The sequence below is a fragment of the Kocuria sp. GQ42 genome, assembly GCF_059758435.1.
The window spans coordinates 926,201-949,899 of record NZ_JCAXEN010000001.1 but is presented as its reverse complement, the minus strand read 5'-3'; the positions used below and the strand labels follow the sequence as shown (position 1 = coordinate 949,899).

Sequence of the window (23,699 nt, the reverse complement as noted above, 5' to 3'; positions counted from 1 at the left end):
ACGTGGAAACACCGGACGACAGGAGACTTTTCATGACAGACATGACCAGCTTCGGAGCACTCCTCGGACTGCTCATCCCGCTGCTCATGCTCACCATCACGTTGTTTCTGTTCTATTGGGTGGTGCGCAAGGGTGTGACTGCCGGCATCAAGGACTACGTGCAGAAGCACGGCGACCGCACGAGCAGCTGGCGCCCATAGGCTCGGTGGAGCGGAGGAGACATCACATGATGAACACCAATAGCTTCGGCGCAGCAGGCATGGCGCTCGGGATCGTCGTGGCAGCCTCCGCCTGCGCCTCCACTGGTCACGGCCTCGCTGTTCTCGACTCCGAGTCCTCCACCCGACCGGTGCCGCAAGTCATCCGGTCCGATGAACAGTTCGCCGGCGACTCCGCCCGCTACCTGGGGGAGATCGACGGTTACTCCTACTTCGCGGCGCGACCGGCCTCGGGTGTCGACCACGAGGCGTGCCTGATCCAGGTCGGCGCCACCTCCGGCGACTGGATCGGTGGATGCTCCACCATCCGGAGCGACAAGGTCGTCGAGCTCTCAGGTGGACTCCCCCGACAGGACGTCGCCCTCGTCACCGACGACCCCTCCACCGACACCCTCGAGGAAGCCGGCTGGGAGCAGCAGGCCGAGAACCTCTGGCAACGTCCGAATTGACCCGTCGTCAGTGGCTGTGCAGATCCTCGGCGAGCATCACGATGATGCCGCTGGGGCCGCGGACATAGGCGAGCTTGTAGGCGTCCCCGTAGGTCCCCACCCCGCGCAGCGGGTGACAGCCGTGCCTCGCGGCGATCTCGAGGGCGTCGTCGATGTCGTCGACGGAGAAGGCGACGCGGTGCATCCCGATCTCGTGGGGCCGGGTGGGCTGTGTCTCGATCGCCTCGGGGTGGATGTACTCGAAGAGCTCGAGGCGACCGCTGCCGTCCGGGGTCTGGAGCATGGCGATGTTGACGTGGTTGCCGTCGAGGCCGACGGCGGTGTCCGCCCACTCGCCGCTGACCGTGTCCCGGCCCAGGACGGTCAGTCCGAGGTCGGTGAAGAAGGCGATCGCCGCGTCGAGGTCACGGACGGCGATACCGACGTTCTCGAACTTTATGGACATGTGCTGCATGGTATCGAGCCGCGGCAATCCGGTCCTGCCGAAGCGTCTTCACGTTCCGAAAGACGGAACCCCATCTGCAACCTTGACGGTGTGGCGCGCCCGACGGCCTAGTAGACAAGGGCTGGTTCGGCGTCCGTGCTGATCTTGCGACCGGGTATCACCGAGTGCCACGACTGCGCGAGGATCTCCACGGCCTGGCGTGTTTCTTCTGCCGGGTAGCTGAAGGGCAGGCGGAGGAAGCGTTCGAAGACCCCTCCTGGGCCGAACCGGGGGCCCGCTCCCAGCAGGAGACCGCCGTCCCGGGCTGCGAGGGCGAGTTGGGAGCTGACCGGCTGTCCGATGTTGACCCAGGTGCACAGGCCTCCCGGAACATGGGGGACGTCCCAGGTCGGGAGGTGTTGCCGGAGCTGGGTTTCGAGGTGGTCGCGTCCCTGGGCGAGCTGCAGCGCCCGGAATCGCAGCAGCTCGTCGTAGTTGCCGAGCATCTCCAGGCCGATGAGCTGCTCCAGGATGGGCGTCCCGAGATCATTGGCGTGACGGGCTTGCTCGAGCCGCCGGATCATCTCCGCATCCGCACGGATCCAGCCGATCCGCAGTCCTCCCCAGACCGTCTTGTTCAGGGAGCCGATGAGGATGGCTGGACCGTAGGCGGCCAGCGGGAGCTGCGTCTCGCCCTCGATCCGCAGCTCAGCCATGGTCTCATCGGCCACCACCACCGACCCGTGGTGTGCAGCCACCGCCATGAGACGCTCACGCTGGTGCCCCGGCATGACCGCACCGGTGGGATTGTGGAAATCGGGCATCACATACGCCAGCGCCGGGCGGGTCCGTTGGAACGCTTGCTCCAGCCCGTCGTCGTCCCACCCCTGTCGCGCGTCCACGGCGACCGGGACGAGGCGGCGGCCGGCGGATTTCAGCGCCTCGTAGGCGTGCGGGTAGCTGGGGGCCTCCACCAGTGCCGTGTCGCTGCGGCGCAGAAGGGTTCTCGCCACCAGGGAGATGGCGTGCTGCGCGCCGAGGGTGACCATGATCTGCCCGGTCTCGGTCGGCACTCCCCGGCCGGTGTAGCGCTCGGCCAGGGCCTGCCGGAGGCGAGGAAGCCCGACCGGGTCGAAGCCGTGGCCGTTCAAGTACGCCGGGAGCTCTTGGGCAGCCCGCGCGACGGCTTCACCGACCTGCGGTGCTGCCGGAAGAGCGGCTTTGCTGAGATCGAGGGTGACAGTGGCCGGACCGTCATCTCCCTCAGGTGTGGTGCCTCGCCCGGGCATGACGACGACGCTGCCGGAGCCACGGGTGCTGTGCAGGTACCCGGCCGTGCGCAGGCGCGTGTAGGCCGCCGCGACCGTGGTGCGGCTGAGACCGAGCTCGGCGGCCAGTTCACGCTCGGCCGGCAGCCTCGTGCCGAGGGGGATCCGGCCGTCGAGGGTGAGCAGGCGGATACGGTCCCCGAGGGCTTCGTAGGCGGGACCGCCCGCACGCCAGGCCCCGAGGTCAGCGGCCAGCCGACGTGCCGAGAGAACCATCATCAGGCCACCATGCCATGATTGGCATCTTGTTGTCAGGCCAATCAGTTGTTGCACTTGGCCTATGACCTTCCTCGGCTCCTGGCGTGGCACGCAACTGTTGATCGGCCTGTTCCTCTACGGGTTCGCCCTGGCCATGATGATCAGGGCCACCCTCGGCGTCGCACCGTGGGATGTCCTGAGCCAGGGCTCCTCGCTGCAGACGGGTGTCCCGTTCGGCGTGATGACCAACCTCATCGGGATGGTCGTGCTGCTGGTCTGGATCCCGCTGCGGCAGAAGCCCGGCGTCGGCACGGTGCTCAACGTCCTGCTCGTCGGCCCCAGCGCGGAGGTCGGTCTGGCGGTGATGGGGGAACCCGAGGCACTGTGGGCGCGGATCCTGCTGTTCTCCGGCGGACTTCTCCTCCTCGCCCTGGCCAGTGGCCTCTACATCGGGGCGCGGCTGGGCCCGGGCCCTCGCGACGGGCTGATGACCGGACTGCACCAGCACTTCGGCCTGCCCATCTGGTTCGTGCGCACGGCCATCGAGGGCACCGTCCTGGCGCTCGGTTGGTTGCTCGGCGGCTCGGTCGGAGCGGGCACCGTAGCCTTTGCGCTGCTCATCGGCCCGCTCATCAACCTGACCCTGCCGATCTTCCGCGTCCCTGAGCGTCGGAACACACCGATCCCGACGTCGCCCGCCCGGCCCGCCATTGATCCCACCCTCTGACACTGTCCCGTGACGGCTTCAGCGGAGGCTCGGTCATGCCGCTTGGGACAGCTGCACGACCAGGTGTCTTCTGAGCTGTGTTGATGGCCGCTGTCCGGGCGTATGTAGAGCGGAGGTACCGTCGACCTCACCTCCACCGCCTCCTCCGGCGCACCAACCAGCGGCAGTGGGCGTCCGGGACCAGCCCCAGGACACCTCCGCCCGCTCGGCCGACAGCAGGGCCGGCCCTTGAAGGTTCGGTGAAGAAGTTCCGCCCAGCCCTCTGATGCCGGAGAAAGCCGCTCCGGCGGAGCTACCGTGGAGGAATCGGACGGCTTCAACCGGAGGCTGACCAGAGCAAACATCACGATGCGCGGGCCTGGCACGGGCTCATGCAAAGGAGAGGTTGGTCATGACTTCGACGTTCAAGCACCTGGTTGCCGGGACGGCCCTGGCACTGGCCCTCAGCGGCGCCGGGGCGACCGCGGCGGTCGCCTCCCCGACCCACGACCCCGCCTCCGCGCCCATGAGCGCCGAGCAGCAGACGAAGCACGACCACCACTTCGCCGTGATGATGATCCCCCACCACCAGGGCGCGATCGACATGGCCGAACTGGCCCTGGAGAAGTCCGAACGCCCCGAGATCTGCGACCTGGCGGAGCAGATCATCGCGGCCCAGACGGAGGAGATAGGACAGTTGCAGGCCGCCGCCGACCGTCTGGCTCCCGAGAGCGACTCCACCCACCACCACGGGCACCACCACGGGCACGGCCACGGACACGGCCACCACCATGGCCATGCTCACGGAGACGGCATGGGCAACGGCATGAGCGGTGGCATGCACGACGACATGATGGGCGAGATGGACGGCATGGCCCTGGAGGAGCTGGCGGAGCTGTCCGGGGACGAGTTCGACCAGGCCTTCCTCGAAGAGATGATCACTCATCACCAGATGGCCCTCGAGATGGCCGAGATGGAGTTGCAGATGGGCAACGACCCCGAGCTGCGGGCCATGGCAGAGAAGATGATCGAGGACCAGCAGGCGGAGATCGAGCTCATGCAGGGTTGGCTGGAAGAGTGGTTCGCAGCCTGAACAGCGGCCAGGGACTGAGCCGCTGGTGAAGGGAACGGGTCGATGACGGGGATCGGCAGCGTGGCCACGGAGAACGCGACCGTGATGGTGAGCCCGAGCGTGCGGCGCAGCGGGCCGCACCTGTCGCGGCGAAGACGTATCAGGCCAGTACTGCGCCCCGGCGATCTCGTCCTGCGGAGCTCCTGATGTCAGCGGTGACGGTCGAGTGCGAGGTCGCCGACCACCCGGGCCACCCGATCGCGCTGCCCCTCGTCGAGGCCCTGCAGGGGCAGCGGAAGACAGGCTCTGGGTGCCAGGCCCAGCTGCTCGGCGATCGCGGCCACGACCCGCAGGCTCCCGAACTCGGCGAACAGCTCCCACAGCGGTGCCAACCGGGCGGACTCGGCGGACGCTTCGTCGGCGCGCCCGTCCAGCGCGGCCCGGGTGATGCGCAGGGCCGGGGCCGGCAATGTGCCGGCGATGACGGAGTACCAGGCATCGCACCCGGCGGTCATCCCGGCGGCCGCCATGGCGTCCCCGGAGACCCCGATGCTCACGTGGGCCGGGACCACCGCGCGGATCTCGCGCACCCGCGCCCGGGCCTGCTGGGGGTCGGCGGGCACCCCGGGGATCTTGATGGAGGCGATACCGGGCAGCTGCCCGATGCGGCCGTAGAGCTCGGTGGTGAAGGTGACGTGGGTGGTGCCCGGGTTGTCGTAGACGATCACCGGCACCGAGGAGTGGGCGGTGACGGTGTCGAAGAGGGCGAACACGTCGTCGTCGGTCAACGGCTGATAGCTCATCGGGGCCAGCAGCACCGCGGCGGCTCCGGCCTGCTGGGCGTGCTCGAGGTGGGTGAGAACGTGGGAGGTGCGCAAGGCCCCGATGCCGACGAACACCGGGATGTCCCCGGCGTGCTCGACGGCCAGGTGGGCGACACGGCGTCGTTCCTCGGTGCTGAGGTAGGCGTAGGAGCCGGTGGAGCCCAGGGCGGTGATGGAGTCCACCTGCGCGTCCGCGAGCCGTCGGATCAGGCCCACGAAAGCGGACTCGTCCACCGCATCGTTGGCCAGGGGGGTGAGGGGGAAGGCGCTCAGACCGGTGAACATCGTGTCAGTCTCCTTCGGTGGAAGGGATGGTGGATCGCGGCGGCACCACGGTGGTGGACGGAAGACGAAGGGTCATGACGGGTCTCCTGGGGTGTGCCGGTCACGGGTAGTGAGCAGGCGGCGGGCGATCCGCACGTCGGGGCCGAGGTCGGCCAGGCGGGTGGCGAGGTCCTCCGCGGCGGCGTGCAGGGCGTCATCGCTCATGGGTTCGAGGGCGTCGAGGATGAACAGGGCCGTGGTGGTGTCCTCGTTCAGTGCGGTGCGCCGTCCCTGGCGCCAGTTCCAGCGCCGGCAGGTCACCCCGGCTTCGTCGCACCACACCACCTCGCCGGGTTCGGGGTGCTCGATCACCGGCTCCCCGCCGGCCACCGTGTCGAAAGCCTCGGCCCCGGTGGCGCGCACCAGTCGCGGCGCCCCGCGGTAGCCGGCCAGGTCCTCCCCGCCGAGTGGGATCTGGTGCAGGACCGAGACGGCGTTGTAGAGATCGGTCAGCCGGTTCACCCGCGGCAGCCCGTTCCCCGCTCGGCGCGTCAGGGCCTCCAGGCTGTTGCGCGTGCGCTGCGGTTTCGCCCCGAAGCCCCGGTAGGCCTCTCGCCACGCGGCCACGTGCGGAAGCTGGTCCACCGGCCGGTCGACCAAAGCGCGGGCCGTGGCGGCCTCGGCTTCGCGCAGCAGCGCCTCACCGTCCGCATCACTGGGGCCCGGGACGAGCCCGTCCACGGCCAGCAGCACGGCCCGGTAGTCCGGGCGCAGCGCGAACACCTCGGCCTCGACCCAGGCGGCCTCGAGCAACCGCTCCAGCGTGTTCGGTTCAGTCATGGGAAGCCTCCTGGTGGTGTCCCGGGCCCACGCCCGGTTCGAAGACGGTCAGCGAGAACCGGGCCGGCGCAGCACCCGGATTGGCGTAGGCATGGGCGACATCGCCGGGGAAGGAGACCGCGTCCCCGGTCTCGAGGGTGATCGACTGCTCGGCGACCTCGACCGTCATGGTGCCGGCCTGGACCTGCAGCAGCTCCTTGGTGCCCCGGGTGTGGGCCTCACTGCTGTGCCGGTCACCGGGGCCCAGGGTCCAGTCCCACAGCTCCACCACGTCCGGCGGTGCGGTGCCGGCCACCAGGAGCCCGCGGCCGCCCGAGTCTCCGCTCCACAGGGCAGCCCCCTCACCGCGCCGGGTGACCTTGACCGATGCCGTCTCAGGCGACTCGACCAGTGCCGGCAGCCCGATGCCCAAGGCGTCGCTGATCCGCAGCAGGGTCCCCACGCTGGGATTGGTGGCGCCCTGCTCCACATTGACCAGCATCCGGCGGCTGACCCCTGCGGTCTCGGCCAGCTGGTCCAGCGTCCAGCGCCGGGCCTGCCGCTGCTGTCTCACCCGGGCGCCGATGGCGGCCGCGAGGGACGTCGTGTTCTGATCCATAAGTGCATCATACTGCACCGATAGTGCATTCTATTCATTCCCGTGTCTGTGCGACCGGCCCCGGTCCCGTGATGGGGACCGGCCCCTGTCGCGATCCACCAGGTCAAGGGGTCGAAGGGTGCCGGACATAGGCTGGCTTCATCATGTCGATCATCAATTTCCGCGCCCAGCAGTCTCCCGCAGAGCCGCGACGCCGCACCGGGAGCACAGCCCCCGCTGAGGCGTGCCACGAGGGCGGCGCCGTCGTCACGGGCCACGATCGATGGTGAACAACTCGGTCTGGCGGGCGCCGGGGATGCCGTTGATGCTGACGATGACCGCCCTGGGCTTCTCGGGGTATGCCGCGCTGCTGGCCGTCGCGCCACTGTGGGCGGTGCACGGCGGCGCCGACACCGCCGGCGCGGGGCTGGTCAACGGCGTGCTCATGCTCTTCACCGTACTCACCCAGCTGTTCGTCCCCAGGGCCCTGCGCCGCTTCGGCTGGGCGCCGGTCCTCGTGGCGGGCATGCTCCTGCTCGGACTGCCCGCCCTGGCCCACGGCCTCAGTGACGCCCTGGGGCCGACCCTGGTGCTCTCCGCGGTGCGCGGGCTCGGATTCGGCGTACTGACCGTGACCGGCAGTGCCTTGGTGGCCGAGCTGGTGGAGCCACAGCATCGCGGGAAGGCGATCGGTGCCTACGGCCTGGCGATCGCGGGACCGCAGATCCTGTTCCTGTCGGCGGGACCCTGGATCGCCGAACAGCTCGGATTCTGGGTCGTGTTCACCCTGGCAGCCCTGCCCGTTGTTGCTGTCGTGCCCGCGATCGGTCTGGCCCGGATGCTGGACGGCGTCCCGGAGGGGGACGAGGAGGAGGAGCGTGCGCCCTACCTGCGCCTCCTCCCTCCGATGGCGCTGCTGACCGGCGTCACCCTGGCCGGCGGCGCGCTGATCACCTTCATGGCCCAGATGAGCAGCAGCGCCGCGCTGACCGCCCTGGCGCTGCTGCTGATGAACGTCGCCGCCGCACTCACCCGTTGGCGGATCGGCGCACTGTCCGACAGGTACGGCCCACGCCGGTTCATCGCACCGCTGGTGCTGCTGACCACGGCCGGCATGACGACCATCGCCTGGGCGGTCCGCGATCCCCAGGCCACCGGGGCCCCGATGTTGATGATCGGAGCAGCGATGGTGGGCATCAGCTACGGCGGCCTGCAGAACCTGACCCTGGTGGTGACTTTCCACGCCGTCAGCCGGCCGCACTACGGTACTGCCAGTGCGGTGTGGAACATCGGCTTCGACATCGGGACCGGTCTCGGGTCGGTCCTGGTGGGCATGATCGCCGCGGGGACGTCGTTCAGCACCGCGCTGCTGATCACGGGAGCGATCTCACTGCTGACTCTGCCGCTGGCGCTGCGGCGTCGCACCGCCGGACCGCGGGTGAACTGATGCCTTGGACACTTCTGGCGTGGACAAGGAACCCCGACTGCAACGTCGATCTCGTGGCCGTGGCCGTGGCCGGCAGCTCGGCCATACATGAAGCGCAGGGGACGGACTTCGCGTTCACCCCACGCTCATGGCTCCATCAGCATCAGCTTGATCAATCCTGAACTGGCGATCCCGCCCAGAACGCAGAACGCCGACTGGGCCACCTCGCCCGCCATCCCGATCTCGTGAGATGACCCCTTCATGATGGCCTGCCGATGGTCAGCTGCTGTCGGTGGTGACCGTAGTGCTGGGTGCCGTAGTGGTAGATCTCGGCCAGGCTCATCCACTCCCGGAAGTACGGGTCCCAGGACACGGGCATGTGCATCCCCCGGGCCAGTGCGGCCGCGGGCTCGGCCTCGAGCTGGGCCTGCAGGACGTCGATGGTGCGGTCGAACCACCGGAGCAGCCGCGGACCGTGGATCACCCGCGCCGCCCCCCTGTCGCTCTGGTAGTTGATGAGGTGGAAGGGCCTGGTGCCGGCCTCCAGCACCCGGGCGAAGGTGCGGCTGACCGACCCGGGGAGACGACCCATCAGGCGCACCAGCGGGATCAGGCGCCGGACGATCAGGTAGCCGAAGAACATGTGGAACAGCAGCTGCCCGTTGGTCCACCGGGTGCCGGACGAGGGCCGGCGCAGATCCGCTGGGGTCGCTGCTGCTACGAGGGCGTGGAAGTCGGCCCGCACGCGTTCGAGCTCTTCGTGGATCTCCTGACAGGTGGGTGCAGCGCCGCTCATCGTGGTCATCCCCTCGTGCGGTGTGCTGGATGTGGAAGGGCTCGGGCTGGAGAAATCCGGCGCCGGGTCAGATGAGCTCGATGACGTCGGCGATCGAGTCCCGGACCCGTCCGGGACGGTACGGATAGGTGGTGATGTCGGCGGCTCGGGTGGACCCGCTCAGCACCAGGATCGTCTCCAGCCCGGCTTCGATGCCCGCGACGACGTCGGTGTCCATCCGGTCCCCGACCATCACCGTGGTCTCGGAGTGGGCCTCGATGCGGTTCATCGCACTGCGGAACATCATCGGGTTGGGCTTGCCGACGAAGTACGGAACGGCTCCGGTGGCCCGAGTGATCAGGGCCGCGACCGCACCGGTCGCCGGCAGCGGCCCCTCCGCTGAGGGTCCCGTGGCGTCCGGGTTGGTGGCGATGAAGCGCGACCCGGACTCGATCAGCCGGATCGCCTTGGTGATGGCCTCGAAGGAGTACGTCCGGGTCTCCCCCAGGACCACGTAGTCGGGGCTGACGTCGGTGAGGGTGTAGCCCACTTCGTACAGCGCGGTGGTCAGGCCCGCCTCACCGACCACGTACGCCGAGCCACCGGGGACCTGGTCGGCGAGGAACCCGGCCGTGGCCAGCGCCGACGTCCAGATCGACTCCTCGGGCACGGTCAGCCCGCTCTTGGCCAGCCGGGCCGCGAGGTCTCGGGGGGTGTAGATCGAGTTGTTGGTCAGCACCAGGAAACGGCGTTCCTGGTCGACGAGGCGCTGCAAGAAGTCAGCGGCGCCCGGAAGGGCCTCGCCCTCACGGACGAGCACCCCGTCCATGTCCGTCAACCAGCACTCCGGGCGGGAACGATCCATGACCACACCTCCTGAGATTCGTCATCAACTGTCGACGATGCTACTGCCGGCACCTGATGCCCTCCCTGCGTCCTTGCCACGCCCTGTGCACGGTGACCGGCACCGTTCGTCATCGACGCCGAGGGCAACTGGCCTGTCGGATCGACCGGTGTCCGTCGGCGTGCAGATGCCGTGCTGTCAGCGCGTGCGGTGCCCGGCAAGGACCAGGCGGCGGGTGAGGCCCGCGCCACGGGCCACGACGCGTTCGAGAGGTCCCTGTCCGAGGGCGCGGTGCCAGGCGGTGGCGAAAAGCGCGGCCACCCCGATCTGGAGGAAGAACCACAGGTAGGGCTGGTCGTAGTGCACCTCGGCGGACAGGGCCAGCAGATGAGCCGAGTACAGGGTGAGGGTCATGGTGCCCATCGCGCTCAACGGCAGCAACCAGCTCCCGAAGCGGCGGGTGAGCAGGAGGAAGCCCCCGAGCACGGCCGCCCCCGAGCCCAGGCCCATCGCCAGGGCCAGGGGCGTGTTGGTGTGCGGGCCGGCGATCGCCAGCCACCACCAGGTGGTGGTCGGCAGCACCGGGTCCGGGCCGAAGACGATGATGTCGTCGATCCCGTCCTCGGTCAGGGCCGGGGTGTGGGTCATGAGCTGGTCGTAGCCGCCGGCCTGGAGGATCAGCACCCAGTAGGCCAGCCACGCCACCACGGCGACCCCGAGGCCGACCAGCAGCAGGCCGACCTGCACCTGGATGCCGGCCAGGTTCAGCCGCCCGATCCCCAGACCGACCAGCAGGTAGGCCAGGTACGGCAGGGCCGGATAGGTGCCGGTCAGCAACAGGTGGGCGAGGGTGGCCCCGGGGGCGGCGGCCAGGTCGGCGAAGCCGAGGTTGAGCTCCGCGGCGGCCGGCAGGGCCTCACGGGTGGCGTGCATGAGCACCGGGGCGGCCAGGGCGAACACCGCCGCCCAGGCGAAGAGGGCCTTGGCGGACAGGTTCAGGAACGGGATGGCCAGGACGAAGAAGGCCCCGTAGTAGATCAGGATGTTGATCGCCGGGATCTCCTCGGCGGTGGCGCCCGGGATCAGCGGGTTGATCGCCAGGCCCAGGGCGGTGATCAACCCGGCCCGGACCAGGATCCCGGCCCGGGTGGCGGTCATCGCCCGGCCGCTGTGGGCGGTGCGTCCTCCGGAGGTGAAGGCCAGGCTCACCCCGGCCAACAGCGCGAACAGGGCGGCGGACCGTCCGGCGAAGAGCGTCCACTGGGCGGTGGGGGCGAAGGTCTCCGGGTCCCAGGCGGGCAGGATGTGGATGGAGACCATGCCGATCAGTGCCAGGCCGCGGGCCGCGTCGATGCCGACCAGCCGCCGCTTGCCGCCGGTGGTGGCCGCAGCTTCCGTGGCGTCGTCGGAGGTTGTGCCCTCGGGAGCCCCCGCACGGGTGGTTGCCCACGGTGTGGTCTCTGCGGAGGTTGCTCCGGCTGCGGAGGCCGGACGGCGGTCGGAATCGGTCATGACAGGTGTGGGCTCCCCCGGGCGATGTGTCGGTGAGCCCCCTGCCCACCGGCCCGGACCGGTGGGCCCAGGACGAACTCAACTGGATCAGCCACCGATATGCCCCAGTTATCAGAACCCTGTGTCGGGGCTGGGAATCAGTCGCTGACCAGGGCGAATCGAGCGGACAGTCCCCTGCGCCTCCGTCGGGCTCCTGTTAATGGCGCAGGGAGCGGGCAGACCGTCATGGGCGTTCTGCATCGGCTGACACCGACCGCGCAACGTGATCATGGCGCGCGAATGCGACCGCAGAGACGGGCGTCCCGGGCACTCCGGGGTGACACACCACACCTGTTGTCCACCCGGTGGCCACCGGGAGGTCATCGACGCGTCGCAGACTGGGGCTGTGCCGGCACGGAGCCAGTGCCAGGACGGGTCCCAGCGGGTGAAATCCGTCTGCGCCCTCCGTGGCGCTGGCACCGCTGTCACAGGGGGATCCGGATCGCGGCGCATTGCCGCACGGTGCGAGGGCACCGCGAGCATGTCGCACCGGCAGTTCCGCGCGGTGACGTTGCCGTGCTGAGACGAACGAGAAGCTGGTGGGCGGCCAGCACGGGGGGATGCCATGACCGAGCAGAAGGCCGATCCACGGGGTCTGCGGACAGGAGTCCGTCTGTTCGTGTTCACGACCCCCACTGCAGTGGCGGTCCTGGCGGTGGCCACCGACACCCCGGCGGTCATGGTCCTGATCGCGGTTCCCGGGGCCGTGGTGGGCGCCGTGCTGCACCATGAGCGACGTCGGATCACCGATCAGCCCGCCCTCGCCGGTACGGTTCCGGGGCCACCCGATCGACCCGGTCCCGGACGGTCGACCACGTCCACCCCGGAGACACACCGAGGGGCGGCCGGAAGTCATCGCCGCGTCGCACACTGGGATGGTGCCGGCACGATGCCAGTGCCAGGACAGGGCCCACCGGGCGGAGCCCGCCTGCGCCCTTCGTGGTCCTGGACAGGCTGTCACGGGGAACCGGATTGTGGCGGATCACCACAAGGTGCCGGCACACCACGACCACATCGGACCAGCGGCTCCGTGCACTGGAGCTGCCGCGCGGCCCGGAACGAGACGCAGGTGGGCGATCAGCACAGGGGGACACCATGACCGAGCAGGAGACGGATCCGCAGAACCCGTGGGTGCTGCACCCACGTGGTCGCCCACCAGGTCGGAGCCCCCGGGGCGCGACGAGCCGGCGTGGGCGCTGAGCCAAGTGGAGCAGGTCCTCCAACGCCGCCGCCAGCAGGAACGCGAACCGGCCAAGGCGCCCTTCATCCCCCGCACCCTGGGCGTGACGGGGTGGGGTTGCTCGCGGCAGGCGGAGTGTCGACGACGGAGGAATACTGACCCGCGGGCGCCGTTGCGCGTCCACCATCCATCCACCCGGTGCTCACCGGCTGGTCATGGTCGTGGCCCAGGCTGAGAGCTCAACGCGACCCAGAAAGGGGGTGGACACCATGGCTGACACCGTGTCGTCCATCGACGACCTCACCACCGTGCACGTCGGGAACCGACTGGAGGCCTGGTCCAACGGGGTGCTGCACCACCTCGGGATCGTGGAGGAGAAACTGCCCGAACTGGGGGTGCTGTGGATCCGCGAATCCGGCACCGGCCAGCGCAAGATGCTCGACGTGTTCAGCTACGACCTCCGTGTGCGCTGACCCCCCGACCAGCAGAGGACCTCTCACCGAGACGGTTTCCGGGTACAAGGGTCGGTTCTCGTTCACCCTGTGGGCCAGGGCCACGGAGAACGCGCCGGGAAGTTCCCGGCCGTCTCCGCGAAAGTTCCGTGCCCAGCAAGAACAGCCTCTTCCGCCACAAGGACACGATCATGAGCGCATCCACCACCCTCACCTCGGATCGGAGCGATCCAGCCCGATCCCCTGGCCCGCACCGCAGGGTGCGCTCCTGCCTGGGACCGGAGGAGGCCTTCCCCGATGAGCTGGGTGGCCTGAGCCTGGCCGAGCTGCAGGTGCTGCACTCCCAGATCTGCCGCCAGCTCGACCGTGAGTACCTCACCACACCGCACGGACCGCACCCCTGCACCACCGACCGGCTCCACGACGTCCTGGGCGAACTCGACGCCCGCGACAACGCCTGAGCCGGCAACCGTGCCGCACGGCACGTGTCAGCTGATCTCCTGCGCGCCGAGGACGGAGAGCAGTTGCAGCTTCTCGTAGCTCTCGGTGCCAGGCACCGCGGTGTACACCAGCAACAGGTGCGACTGCTGCGGGTCCAACAGCGTCTGGCAGTTCAGCTCCAGCGTCCCGACCTGCGGATGCACGAAGCGCTTGACCTCCTCGGGCCGGACACCGACCTCGTGCGCGTCCCACAGGTTCCGCAGCTCCTCACTGCGCGCCAGGGCCAGCTCGGCCAGCGGCGCCGCCCGGGAGGCGGGCCCGCGCCGGGTGACGAGCGTGCGCAGGTGCGAGGCGTACAGGCGCGAGAGAAACGCGTGGTCCTCGGGCGCGTACAGGGCCCGGGCGCCAGGGTCGGTGAACCAGCGGTAGCCCAGACTGCGGGCCGGGCCGGTGTATCCGGTGGCGTCGCCGGTGAGCGCGACGCCCATCGGGGTCTGGCGCAGCGTCTCACCCAGCTCGGTGACGAGATCGGCGGGGGTGTCGACCAGGCGGTCGAGGATGCGCAGCAGGCCAGGGCTGATGTGCTCGCTGAGCGCTCCGCGCGCGGGCGGGTGGTGCCCGGCGAGGCGGAAGAGGTGATCGCGCTCGTCCAGATTCAGGTGGAGGCCCTGCGCGATGGCGGCGATCATCTGCTCGGAGGGGCGCGGGCCGCGCTCACGCTCCAGGCGGGCGTAGTAGTCGGTCGACATGTGGCACAGCGCGGCGACCTCCTCACGGCGCAGGCCGCTGGTCCGCCGGCGCCGCCCCCGCGGCAGCCCCACGTCCTCCGGCTGCAGCGCCCCGCGCCGCCGGCGCAGGAACTCCGCCAGCCCCGCCCGATCAATCACTGCCCTGTCGATTCCTGCCCGGTCGATCATCGGCCCACCTCTCCGTCGACTCAAGGCTCCTCGTCCCTCCCGCTCATTCGTACAGCACAGAACCACCCCTCAGCCACGGCCCGCCGATCCCACCTTGAGCCGGCACAGCGAACGGGACCACCGCGGCGGGCCCGGCGGGTTCGAGCCAGGGGTGGATCGACAGGCCCTGGTTGGGGTCGGCGCCGCGGCCGAGGCTGGAGGCACAGCCCGACCCATCCAGGAGGACACCGTGGCCAATCCATCGCCCGTCGACACCCGTCGGCCTCAGCACCCCCGGCCCGGCAAGGAGCCGTTCAGCCACCCCCGTACCAGCGAGGCAGCACCCAGTGCCAGCGCGCGAGCGCGCCGCGTGCTCGAGCTGCCGGCGCCCGTGGAGCGCTCCGCGGGGCGCGCCGTCGCACACCGGACCCTGGACCGCTTGGGCGGACCGGTCGGCCTGGCAGTGGCCGCGGCCCCGACCATCGCTTTCGTGTCCTCCGAGGCCGTCGCCGGGCTCGGCACGGCACTCGTCGCACTGGCCGTGACCGCGGTGCTGGCCTGCGCAATGCGGCTGGCGCGCCGCGAGCCGCCGGGGGTCGCGGTCGCCGGGGTGCTGGTCGCGGCGGTCTGCGCGGGCGTGGCGGCCCTCGCAGGTGAGGCGCGTGCCTTCTTCCTGCCCACCACGCTCCTGCCCGCGGTCTTCGTCGCGGCCCACGTCGTCTCGCTGATCGCCCGGCGGCCGCTGATGGGCATCATCGTCAACCCGCTGGTCGGCGGGCCCAGCGCGTGGCGCGAGCACCGCGACCTGCGCCGGGTGTACACCGTGAGCACGCTGGTCATCCTGGTCATGGCCAGCGCGAACCTGCTCGTGCGGGTGCTGTTCTACCTCGAGAGCCAGCTCGCGGTCCTGGCCGCGATCCAGGTCGGCGTCCCGGCGCTGTTCGCCGTCCACTTCGCCGTCACCGTGGTCCTCGCCCGCCGCGCGGCGGGCAGGCCCACCACCGGGTCCACGCCCGCGTCCCCCGCCCCGCTCGCCCCTGACACCGTCCGGCCCTGACGCCGTTCACACCCGATCACCACGACCACAGGAGCAACGTCATGCCTCGCACACCCCAGTTCACCGTGCCCGATCTGTCCGGGCGGCGCGCCGTCGTCACCGGAGCCAGCGACGGGATCGGCTTCGGCATCGCGCGTCGACTCGCCGCCGCCGGCTCCGAGGTGGTCCTGCCGGTCCGCAACCGCGTCAAGGGCGAAGCCGCCCTCACCCGCATCCGCACCGAGCACCCGACCGCCCAGGTGTCACTGCGCGAGATGGACCTGTCCTCGCTGCGCTCGGTGGCCGCCCTGGGCGAGCAGCTGCGCGGTGAGGGGCACCCCATCCACCTGCTGATCAACAACGCCGGGGTGATGACCCCGCCGGAGCGCCAGGTCACCGACGACGGGATCGAGCTGCAGCTGGGCACCAACCACCTCGGACACGTTGCGCTGGTGGCGCACCTGCTGCCGCTGCTCGTCGCGGGTCGGGCCCGGGTCACCTCGCAGATCAGCATCGCGGCCAGAAGCGGGGAGGTGAACTGGAGCGACATGAACTGGGAGACCTCCTACGCCGGCATGCGCGCCTACAGCCAGTCGAAGATCGCCCTGGGCCTCTTCGGGCTCGAGCTGGACCGGCGCAGCGGCGCCGGCGGCTGGGGCATCACCAGCAACCTCTCGCACCCTGGTGTCGCCCCGACGAGCCTGATGGCGGCGCGGCCGGAGATCGGCAGGGAGCGGGACACCCCCAACATCGCCGTGATCCGTCGTCTCTCCCGCGCCGGGATCCTGGCGGGCACCGTCGACAGTGCGCAGCTGCCGGCGCTGATGGCTGCTACCTCACCCCAGGCCCGCGGCGGGCTGTTGTACGGGCCGAAGGGACCGGGGAACCTCGGCGGCGGCCCGGGCCGGCACGCCCTGTTCCGCCCCCTGCGCGATCTGCAGGCGGCCGAACGTATCTGGAGGGTCTCCGAGGAGCTCGCCGGGGTCTCGCTCGCCACGTCCGCGCCGGAGCCGTGGTGAGCACTGACGTCGAGGCCGACACCACAGTTGTGGGCATCAATGAGTGATGAGCCCGCTTCGAACCCCGAGCGTGCGTTCTACCGTCCGTGCCCAGAGGATCCTCGGGGAGAGGGAAGGCGCTCCTTCACCCACGCGACGTCGTGCGGCTCATCGAGTAGACGACGGGACCTGCCGGGATCGCAGTGGTGGCGGTGGTGGCAAATCCAAGACGTCGGTAGAGATGCACGTTACGTTCGTCCGAGGTCTCCAGGGCGACGGGCTCACCGCGCCGGTCAATCACTGCCAGGCCCGCTGCGATGACCGCTGTTCCCAAACCTGCGCCTTGCCGGGCAGGGTGAACGCCGACCGTCTCGAGGGTCCATGAGCCCACCGGGGCGGCAGGCAGATCCAGGCCGGTGAGGGCAGTCAGACGTGCCCCGAGGAGTTCGGCGATCCGATGCTGTGTCGGTGCAGGTGGGTCAGCCGCATCCGCCGGGAGGAAAGCGGCGACCGCGCTCACCTGCTCGTCCACGAGCACGAGGCCGTGCTCGAGGGTGTGCGACAGATACAGTCGCTGGATCTCCTCCAGACGCGTGCGGTAGCCGTCTGCGGGAATGGTCCACCGCGTCCACGAGTACGTCTCGAAGGCTGCGGCGAGGACTCGTGCCGCGGCGTCCAGGTCAGAAGTCGCGGCGGGGCGGATGCGGGGACTCATGGCTGGTTCTCCTGGAGGTCGAAGGGCAGCGCCAACAGCCGGCCGACCCCACAGCACAGGTCAGCGGATCTCATGATCGTCACGGGCACGTCCGCGGCTGGCCGCCCAGGCTCGTCGGCTGCTCCCCTCCGCAGAACCCGGTGGCCACCGGTTGTTCCGGGGGCGCCGGGCGCGCCGCGGACGAGCCGCAGCGGTGAGCAACCTCTACCGCAGCACGGTAGGCCGCTAACGGGCCATTTGTGAAGCGGTGGGGAAGAAGCCGCTCTTGACTCCACTGCCCACGAGTCAATCAGCGACTGTTCCGGCCCTGAAGGTGTGGTGTGGCCCTCGCCCTCAGTGCACGGTGATGCGCCTCAGGGTGTCTCGTCCGGGCCCAGGCGGCGGTACCGTCCCTGGAAATACAGCAGAGGTTCGAGCGCGCTCGGGCCCTGCTCATCATGGCCGGTGATGAGCGTGATCCCGGAGGCGTAGAGCCCCAGGGAGTCCCGGAAGGCCCGGGGGTCGATGTCCTGCCGGTCGGCTGCAGCTTGCATGGCCGGGGTCAGCGGGCCGGGTCCGTGAGCCGGGGGTCCACCCCGTACTGCTCGTGGGCTCCCAGGTTCTCGCGCAGGGTGGGGCCCTCGTAGTCGTGGTGGTAGAGCCCGCGCTCCTGCAGGATGGGCACGACCTCGTCGACGAAGGTGTCGATCCCGTCCTCGTAGACGTCGATGGAGACCCAGAAGCCGTCGGCCGCTCCGGCCTCGAACCACTCCTGCAGGTGGTCGGCGGTCACGGAGGCAGGACCCACCGGGGTGGGGTGGTAGTCGATGACCCCGTGGGCGAGAACGTCGCGGATGGTCCACCCTTCGCGGGCCACTTCCAGGGCTCGCGGGGAGCGGGGATCGAAGGGGTTGGGGCGGGCGGCGGCCAGCTGGGCGGGAGTCAGCGGCCGGTCCAGCTGACCGGCCTCCAGCTCCAGTCCCAGCATGGACCCCAGGTACGGGACGCGGGCCGGGAACGTGAGCTCGCCCAGGGCCACGCGGCGGTCCAGGGCGGCGCGCTTGGTGGGGCCGATGGCCGGCATCACCCCGGCGAAGAACTTCACCTCGTCAGGGTTCCGTCCGGCCCGTCGTGCAGCGACCCTGATGGCTTCGCGCTGGACCCGGGCGTCCTCGATGGTGAACACCGCGCCGATAACCGCGCTGGCGTACCGGCCGGCTATCTCGAGCCCGTTCGCCCCGCCGCCGGCGGAGAAGATCACCGGCTGGCCCTGCTCCGAGGGCGGAATGGGCAGCGGCCCCTGGGAGGCGACGTGCTCCCCGCCCAGGTTGATCGCCTGGATCTTGCCCGGGTCCGCGAAGCGCCCGGTGGCGGGGTCCTTGTGCCAGGCGTCGGGCTGCCAGCTGCCCCACAGCGCCTGGGTGATCTGGATGGCCTCGTGAGCACGCTGGTAGCGCTGCGGTCGGGCGGCGATCTGGCGACCGAAGTTGGCCGCGGAGCTGGGGTCGCTGGTGGTCACCGCGTTCCAGCCGGCCCGGCCGTGGCTCATCACGTCCAGGGCCTTGAACTGCCGAGCGAGGTTGTAGGGCTCGTTGAAGGTCGTCGAGCCGGTGGCCACCAGGCCGATGCGCTGGGTGCCCCGGGCGATCGCCGCCAGCGTCATCATGGGTTCCAGGGTCAGCATGGGGGCCTCGTGTTCCAGGTCCCCGCTCAGGGCCAGGAAGTCTGGCAGGAACAGGAACGCGAACTTCCCGCGTTCGGCGGCCTGGGCGTAGCGGACCTGGGCGTCGAAGTCGGTGTAGTTGGACGGGTCCACCCCGGGGGCCCGCCAGGCGGCGGGCTGGGAGCCGTAGCCGTTGCCGAGCTGCATGCCGAGGATCATCTGCGGGCTGGTCATCGAGGAGTCTCCAGTGAGAGGGCACTTAAACGGATCCTTCCTCCGTCTACTCGTTCCAACGATACGGAGAGAGTCTCCGGATTGTCAAAGGGCTGGAAATCCTGATCCGGTAGGCGCATGAGCATTGGGCAACCGCGGGGACGGATGTCGCGGTGAAATCAGTGGGCCACCGTGCCGACCTCCGGCCGGGTCAGAAGGTGCGCTCGGCCACCCGTACCCGCTGCGCACTCTCGAGGGCGGAGACCAGCCGGGCGGCCGGCACGGTCCCGGCGGGGGCCTCGAGCAGGCGCTCATCGGGGGTGGTGGGATCGGCGAGGTAGAGGCGGGTGTAGGCGGCGGCCTCGGGCTCGAACCGCCAGCTCTCGGCCAGGGTGCCGGCGTCGACGGTGTCGAAGCCGAACCGATCGATCAGTGCCGCCACCCGAGTCTTCGCCGCGGCGTCGTTGCCCGCGATGGGCAGTGCGGTGCGGTCGGGCACCCCGGCGGGGCGGGCCAGGGCGGGGATGTGGTGGGCGAGGATGTTGTTGAACGCCTTGACCACCTGGGCTCCGGCGAAGTGGCGCTGGACGAGCTCACCGGTGGTGAACTCGTCCGCGTCGAGGACGGGGACGCGCCCGTCGCGGAACGGGTAGTAGTTGCTGGTGTCGACCACCGTCCTGCCATCCAGCAGGGCCGCCGGGATCGCGGTCGTCGCGGTCAGCGGCACGGACAGCACCACGAACTCCCCGGCGGCAGCCGCCTGCTCGACGGTACCGGCGGTGGCCAGCGGGCCCAGCTCGGCGACGAGATCGATGAGGGTTTCGGGACCGCGGGAGTTGGCGACGACGACCGGGGTGCCGACCGCTGTCGCCAGGCGGGCGATGGCCGCACCGATGTTCCCGCTGCCGATGATTCCAAGGGTGGGCATGACGAGTCCTCGCTCCGGGATAGGTGGAATGGGGTCGGGGTGGTGACGTTCACTGGGGCGCAGGTCCCGTCGTTGGCGGTTCACGACGTGCCGGCGGGCCGATGTCTGGGACTCCCCATGGACTCCGCGGTCGTTGCCGCTTCGTTCCGAGGAACACTGCGCTCGGCGCTGGGTTGCGTGGGCGTCCCCGTGGCTGCCCGTGCTGGTCAGCTCGCAGGGGTGTCTTCGGGTCGGGGTGTGGCCCAGCCGGAGCGGATCATCTCGCGCACGGCCTGGGCCGAGGCCTCGTCGGCCATGGCTGCCCCGCGCACCCAGGCCGTGGCCAGGGCGGCCAGGAACAGGTCCCGCCCGCGCACCCACGACCGGGCTGTGCCCTCGCGCTGGGCCGCGCCGAGGAACTCCTCGGTGGTCGCAATGAAGCCCTGGCAGGTGATCGCCAGCGGGGAGGACTCCTGGGACAGCGCCGCCCGCAGGGGATCGGGCAGTCCGTCGAAGGCGGTCGCCCACTCCCCCAGCGCGTCCAGCCAGTGCTCCAGAGCCACCGCCGCGTCGGTCTCCTGCCGGAGAGCCTCGAGCTGGGCCTCCAGCTCCTCGTTGCGGGCCTGCAGCAGGGCGGCCAGCAGGGCGTCGCGGTTGGGGAAGTGCCGGTAGAGGGTTCCGGCTCCGACGCCGGCCCGCTTGGCCAGCGCGTCCAGGGACCCGGTGATGCCGGCCTCGGCGAAGAACTCTTCGGCGACTTCGAGGATGCGTGTGCGGTTGCGCCGTGCGTCGGTGCGCGGCCGGCGCGTGCCGGTCTCTGCTTCGGTCATGGTCGGGCCCCTCTCCTCGAGTAAGTGGAGACTATCTCCGCATGGTCGTCGAGGGCAAGCGAGGGCGTCTTTTGCATCAAGACCCGCCGTGTTCCGCCCGGCAGGATCCACACCTCCGGCCACCTGCAGAACCAGCTCAGCCCCAGCCACCGCACTGCACCACGGCCGGGGACTCGATCTGGGAACTGCGGCACGCACTCCGGGCATGACCCCCGCACCAACGCCACCCCTGCTGCGCCATTGGCCCGCAGGCCCCAGTCGCCAACCCCCATCCGAGACGTGGCCACGATCACCGGCAGGGCGAGAGGCAACCACTTGCCAACCGGAGTTACTCTCCGCTTTACTGATGCGGAGGCGTTCTCCGTTTGAGGTTACGCCTCTCCCCCGCCATTGACCACAGGGACCCGGGTTGCCCGGGTTGCCCGGATTCCGCCTCGAGACCGAACCACAGCGTGATGAAAGAGAGCCCCCGATGACCACCCGCCAGGCGTCGATCGACCCACAGCCTGACACCGGCCCCCATGTTCTGGGCACTTCCCAGGTCGTGGATGCGCGCGACAAACTGGCCCCCGGTGATGGCCTCGTCCTGGGGCTGCTGATGGCCTCGACCTTCATCGTGCTGCTGAACGAGATGCTGCTGGGGGTCGCGCTGCCCACCCTCATCGAGGAGCTGGCGATCACCGCGACGACCGGGCAGTGGCTGACCACCGGCTACCTGCTCACCCTCGCCGTCCTGATCCCGGCCACCGGCTTCGTGATGCGCAAGTTCCACCTGCGCACCGTCTTCCTGACCGCGATGTCGCTCTTCACTGCAGGGACGGTGCTCGCCGCCCTCGCCCCCGGCTTCGGGGTCCTGTTCACCGGCCGGATCATCCAGGCCATCGGCACCGCCGTCTTCCTGCCGCTGCTGATGGCCACCACCATGCGCCTGGTTCCGGCGGCCCGCCAGGGCCGGTTCATGGCGCTGGTCGTGATCGTCTCCTCCGCAGCACCGGCCCTGGGCCCGGCGGTCTCGGGCCTGGTCCTGTCCCAGCTGAGCTGGCGGTGGTTGTTCCTGCTGATGGTGCCGGTCGCCCTGACCGGGCTCGTGCTGGGCGCGGTGAAGCTGCGCAACATCACCACACCGGAGCCGATCAAGCTCGACGTGCTCTCCCTCGTCCTCTCGGCTGCGGGGTTCGGCGCCCTGGTCTACGGGCTGGCCACCATCGGGGAGTCCACCTCGGGCCACACCCCCGTCTCCCCCTCCCTGCCGATCCTCGTCGGCGTCCTGGGCGTCGCCGCGTTCGTCCTGCGGCAGCGGGCGCTCCAGCGCACCGACGACGCGCTGCTGGACGTGCGGATCTTCGCCGTGAAGTCCTTCACGGTGCCGCTGCTGGTGATGCTGGCTCTGACCATGACGGCCTTCGGCACGGGAGTCGTCTTCCCGCTGCTGCTGAGCAGTGTCAGCGGGTTGGGCACCTTGCAGATCGGGCTCTTCCTCGTGCCCGGTGGCATCACGATCGCCGTGGTCTCGGCCATCGGCGGGCGGCTCTACGACCGCCTCGGCCCCCGGCCCCTGGCGGTCCCCGGGGCACTCATCGTGGCCGCCTCCCTGTGGTTCCTGAGCCGCATCGACTCCGGCACGGCCGTCTCGACGCTGCTCATCGCCTACATCACCATGATCATCGGGCAGGCACTGATGTGGAGCCCGCTGACCACGGCCGCACTGTCGGCACTGCCCGCCCATCTCTACCCCCACGGCAGCGCGGCCTTCGGCACCATCCAGCAGCTCGGTGGCGCGGCCGGCACCGCCGTGCTCGTCTCCGCCTACACCCTCGGGTCCACCGCACACGGCACCGGCCCCTTGGACCTGGCCCAGTCCGTCTCGGCCGTACAAGCCGCCTTCACCGCCGCGGCCGTCGTCGCCTCCGCCTCGGCTCTCGCCACCCTGTTCGTGCGCCGCCCCCGATCGGTCGACCCGCACACCCCCGCGGAACCCACACCCACGGCCCCGGCCGCAACGGCCTGACCCACACCCCCTCGCCCCCATCGGGCATCCACCTGCAGCAAAGGAGACAGACCATGAAGATCGGCATTCTGGGCACCGGACACATCGGCACCACCCTGACCCAGCGGTTGAGCGCAGCCGGACACGACGTCGAGGTCGCCAACTCGCGCGGGCCCGAAACGATCGGGGCCGAGGTGCTGGCCTCAGGCGGACGTGCGGTCCTGGCGGCCGAGGCGGTGATCGATGTCGACGTCGTGATCCTCTCCGTTCCCCTGCACCGTCTTCCGCAGCTCGCGCCGCTGCTCACCGCTCTGCCGTCCGGCACCGTGGTCATCGACACCTCGAACTACTATCCGCAGCGCGACGGCAGGATCGAGGCCATCGAGGCCGGTCAGGTCGAGAGCCTGTGGGTGGCCGAACAGCTGGGGCGACCGGTCGTCAAGGCGTGGAACGCCATCGGCTCCCCCTCCTTCGCAGCCAAGGGTCAACCGGCAGGCAGTCCGGACCGCATCGCCATCCCCGTGGCAGCCGATGACGACCACCACCGGGCCGTGGGCATGGCCCTCGTCGAAGCCACCGGCTTCGACGCCTTCGACGCGGGCCCGTTGACGCAGTCGTGGCGCCAGCAGCCGGGCACCCCGTGCTACTGCACCGACCTCGCCCTCGAAGAGATGCCGGAGCAGTGGGGGGCAGCGGACGCGAGGCGATCGCCGACGCGACGCGACCTGGCCGTCGCCGCCATCCAGGAACGAGTCGGGGACGCCACCACCAACCTCGACGCCGAATACGGCGTACGCCTCAACCGCGCCCTCTTCATCTGAACCCGCAAGACCCTTTGGCCCGCTCCCTGGCAAACACGGTGAAAACCAACCCATTCTGCAACGTCTCCCTCATAGGCCGTGACCG

At 70.1% G+C, this 23,699-nt stretch carries 25 protein-coding genes; 11 read left to right on the top strand and 14 right to left on the bottom strand.

What is annotated here, in order from left to right; translation table 11 throughout:
- Nucleotides 1-32 precede the first annotated feature (32 nt).
- Both AC6CH6_RS04580 and AC6CH6_RS04575 read left to right on the top strand, forming a co-directional pair.
- Entirely contained in the window at nt 33-200 is a 168-nt protein-coding gene (locus AC6CH6_RS04580; RefSeq protein ID WP_498254206.1) for a hypothetical protein, read from the top strand.
- A 26-nt stretch (nt 201-226) separates the two neighbouring features.
- The gene (locus AC6CH6_RS04575; RefSeq protein ID WP_498254205.1) at nt 227-667 is read left to right on the top strand and encodes a hypothetical protein; all 441 of its coding nucleotides are present in this window, start codon (nt 227-229) and stop codon (nt 665-667) included.
- A gap of 7 nt (nt 668-674) precedes the next feature.
- Here AC6CH6_RS04575 and AC6CH6_RS04570 read toward each other — a convergent pair whose 3' ends face one another.
- Entirely contained in the window at nt 675-1,112 is a 438-nt protein-coding gene (locus tag AC6CH6_RS04570; RefSeq protein WP_498254204.1) for a VOC family protein, read from the bottom strand.
- A gap of 107 nt (nt 1,113-1,219) precedes the next feature.
- Nucleotides 1,220-2,638, bottom strand: coding sequence for a MocR-like transcription factor YczR (gene yczR, locus AC6CH6_RS04565; RefSeq protein WP_498254203.1), 1,419 nt, complete (start codon nt 2,636-2,638; stop codon nt 1,220-1,222).
- 61 nt (nt 2,639-2,699) lie between these two features.
- Here yczR and yczE point away from each other — a divergent pair, with 61 nt between their 5' ends.
- Both yczE and AC6CH6_RS04555 read left to right on the top strand, forming a co-directional pair.
- A complete protein-coding gene (gene yczE / locus AC6CH6_RS04560) occupies nt 2,700-3,344 on the top strand; it encodes a membrane protein YczE (RefSeq protein ID WP_498254202.1) in 645 nt (214 codons plus the stop codon).
- A gap of 391 nt (nt 3,345-3,735) precedes the next feature.
- Entirely contained in the window at nt 3,736-4,416 is a 681-nt protein-coding gene (locus AC6CH6_RS04555; protein ID WP_498254201.1) for a DUF305 domain-containing protein, read from the top strand.
- A gap of 188 nt (nt 4,417-4,604) precedes the next feature.
- Here AC6CH6_RS04555 and AC6CH6_RS04550 read toward each other — a convergent pair whose 3' ends face one another.
- The 3 genes from AC6CH6_RS04550 to AC6CH6_RS04540 form a co-directional block, all read right to left on the bottom strand.
- Nucleotides 4,605-5,504, bottom strand: coding sequence for a dihydrodipicolinate synthase family protein (locus tag AC6CH6_RS04550; protein WP_498254200.1), 900 nt, complete (start codon nt 5,502-5,504; stop codon nt 4,605-4,607).
- Nucleotides 5,505-5,576: 72 nt separating this feature from the next.
- Entirely contained in the window at nt 5,577-6,323 is a 747-nt protein-coding gene (locus AC6CH6_RS04545; protein WP_498254199.1) for a B3/B4 domain-containing protein, read from the bottom strand.
- Nucleotides 6,316-6,921, bottom strand: a complete 606-nt coding sequence (locus AC6CH6_RS04540) for a helix-turn-helix domain-containing protein (protein ID WP_498254198.1) — start codon at nt 6,919-6,921, stop codon at nt 6,316-6,318. Before AC6CH6_RS04540 ends, AC6CH6_RS04545 begins: the two co-directional genes overlap by 8 nt.
- A gap of 304 nt (nt 6,922-7,225) precedes the next feature.
- On the opposite strand from AC6CH6_RS04540, the gene AC6CH6_RS04535 reads away from it, so the two are divergent.
- Nucleotides 7,226-8,347, top strand: a complete 1,122-nt coding sequence (locus AC6CH6_RS04535) for an MFS transporter (RefSeq protein ID WP_498254197.1) — start codon at nt 7,226-7,228, stop codon at nt 8,345-8,347.
- Nucleotides 8,348-8,585: 238 nt separating this feature from the next.
- Here the strand turns inward: AC6CH6_RS04535 and AC6CH6_RS04530 are convergent, their stop codons facing one another.
- The 3 genes from AC6CH6_RS04530 to AC6CH6_RS04520 form a co-directional block, all read right to left on the bottom strand.
- Nucleotides 8,586-9,122, bottom strand: a complete 537-nt coding sequence (locus tag AC6CH6_RS04530; protein WP_498254196.1) for a DinB family protein — start codon at nt 9,120-9,122, stop codon at nt 8,586-8,588.
- Between the two features lie 67 nt (nt 9,123-9,189).
- A complete protein-coding gene (locus AC6CH6_RS04525) occupies nt 9,190-9,966 on the bottom strand; it encodes an HAD-IIA family hydrolase (RefSeq protein WP_095650922.1) in 777 nt (258 codons plus the stop codon).
- Between the two features lie 177 nt (nt 9,967-10,143).
- Nucleotides 10,144-11,457, bottom strand: a complete 1,314-nt coding sequence (locus AC6CH6_RS04520) for a heparan-alpha-glucosaminide N-acetyltransferase domain-containing protein (RefSeq protein ID WP_498254195.1) — start codon at nt 11,455-11,457, stop codon at nt 10,144-10,146.
- Between the two features lie 1,488 nt (nt 11,458-12,945).
- Between AC6CH6_RS04520 and AC6CH6_RS04515 the strand changes: the two genes are divergently transcribed.
- Together AC6CH6_RS04515 and AC6CH6_RS04510 are read left to right on the top strand one after the other, a co-directional pair.
- Nucleotides 12,946-13,149, top strand: a complete 204-nt coding sequence (locus tag AC6CH6_RS04515) for a hypothetical protein (protein WP_498254194.1) — start codon at nt 12,946-12,948, stop codon at nt 13,147-13,149.
- A gap of 170 nt (nt 13,150-13,319) precedes the next feature.
- Nucleotides 13,320-13,589, top strand: a complete 270-nt coding sequence (locus AC6CH6_RS04510; protein ID WP_498254193.1) for a hypothetical protein — start codon at nt 13,320-13,322, stop codon at nt 13,587-13,589.
- 27 nt (nt 13,590-13,616) lie between these two features.
- Here the strand turns inward: AC6CH6_RS04510 and AC6CH6_RS04505 are convergent, their stop codons facing one another.
- A complete protein-coding gene (locus AC6CH6_RS04505) occupies nt 13,617-14,456 on the bottom strand; it encodes a helix-turn-helix transcriptional regulator (RefSeq protein ID WP_498254357.1) in 840 nt (279 codons plus the stop codon).
- 259 nt (nt 14,457-14,715) lie between these two features.
- On the opposite strand from AC6CH6_RS04505, the gene AC6CH6_RS04500 reads away from it, so the two are divergent.
- Nucleotides 14,716-15,522, top strand: coding sequence for a DUF3159 domain-containing protein (locus AC6CH6_RS04500; RefSeq protein WP_498254192.1), 807 nt, complete (start codon nt 14,716-14,718; stop codon nt 15,520-15,522).
- Between the two features lie 41 nt (nt 15,523-15,563).
- On the top strand, nt 15,564-16,520 hold the full coding sequence (locus AC6CH6_RS04495; RefSeq protein ID WP_498254191.1) for an SDR family oxidoreductase: 957 nt from the start codon (nt 15,564-15,566) through the stop codon (nt 16,518-16,520).
- 124 nt (nt 16,521-16,644) lie between these two features.
- Here AC6CH6_RS04495 and AC6CH6_RS04490 read toward each other — a convergent pair whose 3' ends face one another.
- From AC6CH6_RS04490 to AC6CH6_RS04470, 5 genes are all read right to left on the bottom strand, one after another.
- Nucleotides 16,645-17,214 carry a GNAT family N-acetyltransferase gene (locus AC6CH6_RS04490; RefSeq protein ID WP_498254190.1) on the bottom strand — a complete coding sequence of 190 codons (570 nt, stop codon included), beginning with the start codon at nt 17,212-17,214 and terminating at the stop codon, nt 16,645-16,647.
- A gap of 353 nt (nt 17,215-17,567) precedes the next feature.
- Complete coding sequence (locus AC6CH6_RS04485) at nt 17,568-17,747, bottom strand: hypothetical protein (RefSeq protein ID WP_498254189.1); 180 nt, start codon at nt 17,745-17,747, stop codon at nt 17,568-17,570.
- A gap of 8 nt (nt 17,748-17,755) precedes the next feature.
- Entirely contained in the window at nt 17,756-19,090 is a 1,335-nt protein-coding gene (locus AC6CH6_RS04480; protein ID WP_498254188.1) for an NtaA/DmoA family FMN-dependent monooxygenase, read from the bottom strand.
- Between the two features lie 190 nt (nt 19,091-19,280).
- Nucleotides 19,281-19,997 (bottom strand): NADPH-dependent F420 reductase, encoded by a 717-nt coding sequence (locus AC6CH6_RS04475; protein WP_498254187.1) that lies wholly within the window; start codon nt 19,995-19,997, stop codon nt 19,281-19,283.
- 206 nt (nt 19,998-20,203) lie between these two features.
- Complete coding sequence (locus tag AC6CH6_RS04470; RefSeq protein WP_498254186.1) at nt 20,204-20,806, bottom strand: TetR/AcrR family transcriptional regulator; 603 nt, start codon at nt 20,804-20,806, stop codon at nt 20,204-20,206.
- 472 nt (nt 20,807-21,278) lie between these two features.
- Here AC6CH6_RS04470 and AC6CH6_RS04465 point away from each other — a divergent pair, with 472 nt between their 5' ends.
- Together AC6CH6_RS04465 and AC6CH6_RS04460 are read left to right on the top strand one after the other, a co-directional pair.
- Entirely contained in the window at nt 21,279-22,814 is a 1,536-nt protein-coding gene (locus AC6CH6_RS04465; protein WP_498254185.1) for a DHA2 family efflux MFS transporter permease subunit, read from the top strand.
- Entirely contained in the window at nt 22,754-23,614 is an 861-nt protein-coding gene (locus AC6CH6_RS04460) for an NADPH-dependent F420 reductase (protein WP_272026890.1), read from the top strand. Before AC6CH6_RS04465 ends, AC6CH6_RS04460 begins: the two co-directional genes overlap by 61 nt.
- The last annotated feature ends 85 nt before the right edge of the window (nt 23,615-23,699 follow it).